Here is a 7,342-nt window from a genome sequence, read left to right on the forward strand (position 1 = left end):
CCCGAGCAGAACACGCGCTCCGTGTCCGTCTACCAGTCGCTTGGCTTCGTTCCGTCGGGCCGTTCCCGCGACGCGTTGTGGAACGCGGCGGACAACCGTTATCAGGATCTGATCATCATGGACACGCTTGCCGACGAATTCGATCCGATCCGCTCGCTGGACGCCTTCGGCATGCATGTGATCGAAGACAATCCGGGCGTCAAAGAGGCGCTGAGCGCGCGTGAGCATTCGCTGGCCATCCGCATCAACGCCGACAAGAGCGATGCCAAGGATGGCGACAAGGCACAGGCCGAACATTCCGCGGTGGAAGAAAATCGCACGGCCAGTTCGCCACGGTCCGCGTGGTCGTCCCCGTCGGCCGAAAAGACCGTGCGGACGCAGCCGTCGCGCGACGGATCCGAGGGAGGAAAGCAGCCGTCCGTCGAACGCAAATCGGTCAACGGCGATGCCGACGTGGAGAACAACTGGCCGTACGGGTCGAACGAACGAAAGACGTCAAAGGAAGCTTGGTGGCGCACGCTGGGACGTGGCCGCAAGCGTGATACGGAAGGTAAGTGATGAGCGCCGAAGATCTCGACAATTACGAAACCGACGCTGAACTGGCCCTATACAAGGAATATCGCGACGTTATCAAGCTCTTTACCTATGTGGTGGAGACGGAGCGTCGTTTTTATCTGGCGAACAAGGTCGATTTCAATGTGCGCTCGGCCGGACAGGACGTGTATTTCGACGTGCGTCTGACCGACGCATGGGTGTGGGACGTGTACCGTTCCAGCCGATTCGTCAAGAACGTCCGTATCGTCACCTTCAAGGACGTGAACGTCGAAGAGGTGCAGAAAACGGATATCGACATCCCCGACAGCATCTAGCGGTCGGCCGTATGCCTGCATAATAGGCCGCAGCCAGGCGCTTTGCGGTGTTCTCGATGCATGACCGCATGACGATGCGTCGCATGGCGTCGCGTCCGGCCGTGGATTTCGATGTATCCTACGGTGTCGATGGAATTCGTCTGTCCGTTACCTTCCATGCATGTTCCGTTTCTTTCGTTCGTATAGAACGGAGGCATTGGGCATTGGATGCCCGTGCATCATGCGTTGCCGTCCCTGGTTTCCAGATGATTCAGATCAGGCGATTCGGGCCGGATGATTGCATGGAGTCGGGCGATTATCGAGAGAGCGGTTCATGACGAAACCAATGATGAGGGGATTCGTGGGCTTCATCGCAGGCGCCACTGTCGCTGCGGTGCTGTCCACGGGAACGGCCGGCGCGGCGCTGGCACTGGAATCCGACGGTCATTATTACAGCAGCAAACAGCCATACGTGGCGCCGAGCGCGCAGACGACGGCATCCTACAGCGCGGCGCCGGAAGGCTACACGCCGATATACACCGAGAGCATGGCCCGCCATGGTTCGCGCGGACTGTCCAGCTACAAATACGACGCGTTGCTGATGAACATGACCAAAGCCGCCGAACAGGATGGCGGATTCAAATCCGACGCCATCAAAAACGAATTCGTCAAAAACCTGACCGCCATCACCGCGGCCAACGTCGACAATGGGTACGGCATGCTCACGGAACAGGGCGCCGAGCAGCATCAGGGCATCGGAGAACGCGCATACCAGCGTAACCGCGCGCTGTTCGACCAGGCGGCCGCCGACGGCGGCACGATCGCGTACCAGTCCTCCGGCGAGGCGCGCGCCACGGAATCCGGCGAGAATTTCGAGAAGGGATTCAATGAGGCGTCCGGCGACAAGCTGGCGAACAACGTCGTCATGCCGACCGATCCGGCCGACGACGGCGCCGGCAAGGACTTCCAGAAGAGCCCGGACACACTGTATTTCCACAAGACCGACAATCCCGACGGCAGTAGGAAACAGCCGGGGACCAAGGCATACGACATCGCGGAAGCGTATCAGGATTTCGTGGCGAACGACGCGACCATCAAAGGCGCGGAAGCCACCATCGCGGACAATGAGCAGGTCAAGCGGGCCTCGCACGACGTGCTGTCGCAGATCTTCACCGACGATTTCCTGAACAAGCTCGCCACGGGCGAATACAAGTGGTACAACACCGCGGACGGCACGAAGAACGGCGGCGAGAACTGCGCTCCGAACGCCGATCCATCCAAGGACGCGAACGCCTGCGGTGACGGCAAGAAGAAGATCGCCAGCGAATACGATGCGGCCATGGACCTGTACAACCTGTACATCATCGCCGCGGACATGCGCGGTGAAAGCGGCGACGGCCATGCCTTCGATTTCGACCAGTACTTCCAAGGCGACTACGCGCAGGACGCCAAGCTGTTCGCCTGGGCGCTCGACGCCGAGGATTTCTATGAAAAGGGACCGAGCTACGCCGGGCAGGACCAGACGTATTCCATCGCGCAGCCGCTGCTCGACGATTTCTTCAACGCGATCGATGCGCGTGTGAACGGTGGCAAGACGGTCGCCACTTTCCGTTTCGCCCATGCCGAGACGATGATGCCGTTCGCCGCATTGCTGGGATTGCCGGGGTCCACGCAGCAGGCAGCGAACTCCACGACCGACGTGTACACCTATGACAACAATGCGTGGCGTGGCGAGACGGTGACCCCGATGGCCGCGAACGTGCAGTGGGACGTGTACGCCAAGCAGGGCGCCGATTCGCCGATTGTGCGCATGCTGTACAACGAGAATGAGATCGCGTTCCGTTCGGAATGCACTCCGGTGGCGGACGGGTCGAAATGGTACAAGCTCACCGAGCTGAAGAGCTGTCTCGCCTCCGGGCATCAGACGCTTGGCGCGGCGGCGCGCATCGACACCGCCAACGGGCAGAAGCCCCAGCCGGGTCAGCCGTCCAACGGCGGCAATGGCAACGTGGGCACGGGTGATGCGTCCAATGGCAATGCCGGCGGAGCTGGCGCCGGAGCGTCGGCTTCGGAAGCGTCGGGTTCGACGAATGACCGGACCTCTGCGTCTTCCGCCGGAGACCATGCGGCGCTGGGGCGTACCGGCGTTTCGGTATCGCTGATCGTGGTGTTCGCCATCGGTCTGACGTTGATCGGTGTTTCCTTGGGGCTGTGGCGCATGTGCTGCTGAACACCCCGCCCGCAACGCGCCTTCCCGGCTTGTCGCACGGTTTCGTGGAATATTGATTCCATGGCGCGCGACAACGGCCGGGAAGGCGCGTTCGCATGTTCGTGCTATGGTTTTGCGATATTCCAAGGGGCGATTTTGTGTGCATTCACACAGATCGCCGTGTTCGTTTTCTCACCATCGTGTAGACTATCTGAGATTTTGTTTTTATAAGGAGACCTCAAAGTGACGCAAAAGCAATCCGTGGTGATTATCGGTGGTGGCCCTGCTGGCTTGACCGCCGCTTGGGAGCTCGTCAAGGACGGTGGCTCCGAGAACTACGACGTGACCGTGCTGGAGGCGACCCGCGAATTCGGCGGCATCTCCCGCACCGTCAAGCATGACGGCAACCGCATGGACATCGGTGGCCACCGCTTCTTCTCGAAGGACGAACGCATCATGGACTGGTGGAAGGAGGTCCTGCCGCTGCAGGGCGCCCCCAGCTATGACGACAAGAAGCTGCATCGCGAACACGATATGGAGCCGGGCGGCCCCGATCCGGAGGTCGAAGACAAGGTGATGCTCAAGCGCCACCGCGTTTCCCGCATCTACTGGAACCACCATTTCTTCGATTACCCGATCTCCCTGAGCGCCAACACGCTGAAGGCCATGGGCCCGAAGCTGACGCTCGTCGCTGGTTTCAGCTATCTGAAATCCATGGTGCACAAGCTGCCGGAAGACAATCTGGAGAACTTCTACATCAACCGTTTCGGTCGCAAGCTGTACTCCATGTTCTTCGAGGGCTACACCGAGAAGCTGTGGGGACGCCATCCGTCGCAGATCTCCGCCGATTGGGGATCCCAGCGCGTCAAGGGCCTGAGCATCATGGGCGTGCTGAAGAACGCCGTCCAGAAGCTGCTGCCGAAGAAGCGCAGCAACGACGAGGTGGAGACCTCGCTCATCGAGGAATTCTGGTATCCGAAGTATGGCCCGGGCCAGTTGTGGGAGACCGTCGAATCCAACTGCGAGGCAGCCGGCGTGAAGGTTATCACCGACGCCAACGTGGTTGAGATCCGTCAGGCCGACGGCAAGATCGCTTCCGTGGTGTATGAGGATTCCGAGGGCAACCGCACCGAAATGCATGCCGACGACTTCATCTCCTCCATGCCGGTCAAGGATCTCGTCAACGCCGTCGACGCGTCCGACAAGCCCGCGCCGAAGGACATGACGGAAATCGCCAACGGCCTGCCGTACCGCGATTTCGTCACTGTGGGTCTGCTGGTCAAGCACCTGCGTCTGAAGAACACCACCGACATCCCGACCCTCGGCAACCCGCCGATCGTGCCGGACTGCTGGATCTACGTGCAGGATCCGGGCTACAAGGTCGGCCGTCTGCAGATCTTCAACAACTGGAGCCCGTATCTGGTCAAGAACGTCGACGACACCGTGTGGATCGGCCTCGAATACTTCTGCGAGGAAGGCGATTCCTTCTGGAACATGTCCGACGAGGAGGCGACGAAGTTCGCCATCCAGGAGCTCACCCGCATGCAGGTGATCAATGGCCCGCAGGATGTGCTTGACTCCCATCGCGAACGCGTCAAGAAGGCGTATCCGGCGTACTTCGACACGTACGACCGCATGCCGGAGCTTATCGAATACCTTGATTCCTTCGGCAATCTCTACTGCGTCGGCCGCAATGGGCAGCACCGTTACAACAACATGGACCATTCGATGGCGACCGCCATCGAGGCCGTCGGCAACATCAAGAACGGCAAGACGTCCAAGAAGAACGTGTGGTCGGTGAACACCGACAAGTCCTACCACGAGCAGAAGTAAGGACGGATTCGGGGCGTGACGCATGCGTCCCATGGCAGGCGCATTCCGCATGCGCCATGTCGAAGACCGATGGGCCCGCCGGCGATCGCCGGCGGGCCCATCGCGTTGTTCCGCGGCGGCTTGCGCTGGTCTCGGCGGCGTTGTAAGGTGAACAACGTTCCTGAGGTGTGATTTCCGCACGGGACATTCATTGAGCGGATATTTTCCGCATCTCTTTTTTCAAGCTTTGCAGGCGCGTGCCTGCGAGAGCCAAGGAAAGGCAATAACCAGTGGCAACCAGCCCGAATCTTGAAGATATGAAACTGCCCGAGCTCAAAGAGCTCGCCAAGCAGATGGGACTTCGTGGGACCTCCACGATGCGCAAGCCCGAGCTCATCGCAACGTTGCAGGCCGCTCGCTCTGGCGGTCAAGCCCCCGAAGGAGTCACCGTCCGCACGCCGAAGGCCGCTCCTGCCAAGGTTTCCGCAGATGCTGAGGCCTCGTCGGAGAACGCGCAGGAGACCAAGAAGTCCGAACAGCCGGCGAAGACCGCGAGGAAGCGCGTCGTCCGTGCCAAGCAGTCCGCGGACGAATCCGAGGCACCGGCGAATGGCAGCGTTGAATCCGCGGAGTCCAAGACCCGTGACGCCAAGGCCGGAGCGGACAAGACGGTCGATGACAAGGCGCCGGAATCCAAGGAATCGGATGCCAAAATCGCCGTGGACTCGATCGGGAACCTTGATGCGACGCCGAAGCGCCGTCGTCGCCGTGATTCCGACGCAGGCTCCGACCTGCTGGCGGAACTCGGCTTCGATGACACCACCACGAAGCATGAGGATCGTCGCCGCCGTCGCAGGGACGATTTCGAAGACATGCCCCGTCGCCATCGCCGTGTGACGGACGAGCCGGGCAATGAGGATGTGGTCCGCGATCTCGACGATATTCTCGCGACGCTTCCGGCGCAGCATGACGATGCCGATGAACGCCACGAGGAAAACGATGAGCCGGAATACGGTCGTCGCCGTGGCCGTGGGGATCGCGGCAACGACAGGAACAACGATCGTGGCGATCGCCGCGGCCGTCACATGCGTGGCCGCGACCGTGATTACGAGGAGCGCGAGGATCGCCGTGGCCGCAATGCGGATCGAGACAATCGCAATGACCGCAACGATCGCAACGACCGTGACCAGCGTCGCGAAGAGCCGAAAGAGGATCTCGTGCCGGTGGCCGGCATCGTGGACGTGCTGGACTCCTACGCGTTCGTACGCACGTCCGGCTATCTGCCTGGACCGAACGACGTGTACGTGTCCATGGGACAGGTCAAGAAGTACGGCCTGCGCAAGGGCGATGCCGTGCACGGTTCCATTCGCGCGCCGCGCGAGGGCGAACGCCGCAACCAGCGTCAGAAGTTCGTGCCGCTGCAGTCCATCGATTCCATCAATGGCATGACCGTCGAGGCCGCGCAGAACCGCCCGCAGTTCAGCAAGCTCACGCCGCTGTACCCGCAGGAGCGTCTCAAGCAGGAAACCGCGCCGAACAAGCTCACCGGCCGTCTGATCGACATCGTCGCGCCTATCGGCAAGGGCCAGCGTGGTCTGATCGTCTCTCCGCCGAAGGCCGGCAAGACCATCACGTTGCAGAACATCGCCAACGCGATCGCCACCAACAACCCGGAAGTCCATCTGATGGTCGTGCTGGTGGACGAGCGTCCGGAAGAGGTCACCGATATGGAGCGCACGGTGCAGGGCGAGGTCATTTCCTCCACCTTCGACCGTCCCGCCTCCGACCACACCACCGTCGCGGAGCTCGCCATCGAACGTGCCAAGCGTTTGGTTGAGCTTGGCCAGGATGTGGTCGTGCTGCTCGATTCCATGACCCGTCTGGCGCGCGCCTACAACATCGCGGCCCCGGCGTCCGGACGCATTCTGTCCGGCGGCGTGGACGCGCAGGCGCTGTACCCGCCGAAGAAGTTCTTCGGTGCCGCCCGCAACATCGAGAACGGCGGCTCCCTGACGATCATCTCCTCCGCGCTGGTCGAGACCGGTTCCAAGATGGACGAGGTGATCTTCGAGGAATTCAAGGGCACCGGCAACATGGAACTGCGTCTGAGCCGCGAGCTTGCCGACAAGCGTCTGTTCCCGGCCATCGACGTGAACGCCTCCGGCACGCGTCGCGAAGAGCTCATCACCAACCCGCAGGAGCTGCCGATCATCTATCGTCTGCGTCGTCTGCTGGGCGGTCTCGAGCCGGAGCAGGCCTACCAGACTCTGGTGCCGCGTCTGAAGAAGACCGCGACCAACCGCGATTTCATGGCGTCGCTGATTCAGCAGAGCAGCAACGCCAACAACTGAATCGTCGCACCGGGATGATTCAGCCGGAGGGCCATGCGTGTGCCGCATGGCCCTCCGTCGTATTTGCCTGGTGATCGCTGAGACCCTTCGCAGGGGGAGTGCGATGTGGGTGGAAAACGAGA

The 7,342-nt window shown here is 61.3% G+C and carries 5 protein-coding genes; all 5 read left to right on the plus strand.

Annotation, left to right across the window (positions count from 1 at the left end):
• Positions 1 to 558 (plus strand): GNAT family N-acetyltransferase (locus tag B3C64_RS00110; RefSeq protein ID WP_291532876.1); only part of this gene is annotated, 558 nt, incomplete at its 5' end.
• Positions 558 to 869 (plus strand): DUF2469 domain-containing protein, encoded by a 312-nt coding sequence (locus tag B3C64_RS00115; RefSeq protein ID WP_003833998.1) that lies wholly within the window; start codon positions 558 to 560, stop codon positions 867 to 869. The genes B3C64_RS00110 and B3C64_RS00115, both read left to right, overlap by 1 nt.
• Before the next feature lie 325 nt (positions 870 to 1,194).
• A complete protein-coding gene (locus B3C64_RS00120) occupies positions 1,195 to 3,078 on the plus strand; it encodes a histidine-type phosphatase (RefSeq protein WP_291532906.1) in 1,884 nt (627 codons plus the stop codon).
• Between the two features lie 222 nt (positions 3,079 to 3,300).
• Positions 3,301 to 4,890: an NAD(P)/FAD-dependent oxidoreductase gene (locus B3C64_RS00125; RefSeq protein ID WP_291532891.1), complete on the plus strand. Its 1,590-nt coding sequence runs from the start codon at positions 3,301 to 3,303 to the stop codon at positions 4,888 to 4,890.
• A 269-nt stretch (positions 4,891 to 5,159) separates the two neighbouring features.
• Complete coding sequence (gene rho, locus B3C64_RS00130; protein WP_291532892.1) at positions 5,160 to 7,220, plus strand: transcription termination factor Rho; 2,061 nt, start codon at positions 5,160 to 5,162, stop codon at positions 7,218 to 7,220.
• Positions 7,221 to 7,342: the final 122 nt, after the last annotated feature.

Source organism: Bifidobacterium sp. UBA6881 (assembly GCA_002451435.1).
GTDB lineage: Bacteria > Actinomycetota > Actinomycetes > Actinomycetales > Bifidobacteriaceae > Bifidobacterium.

What these genes read in the sequence shown, in the direction of transcription:
- B3C64_RS00115 (WP_003833998.1), top strand. Translation starts at nt 558, where the DNA reads ATGAGCGCCGAAGATCTCGACAATTACGAAACCGACGCTGAACTGGCC.
- B3C64_RS00120 (WP_291532906.1), top strand. Translation starts at nt 1,195, where the DNA reads ATGATGAGGGGATTCGTGGGCTTCATCGCAGGCGCCACTGTCGCTGCG.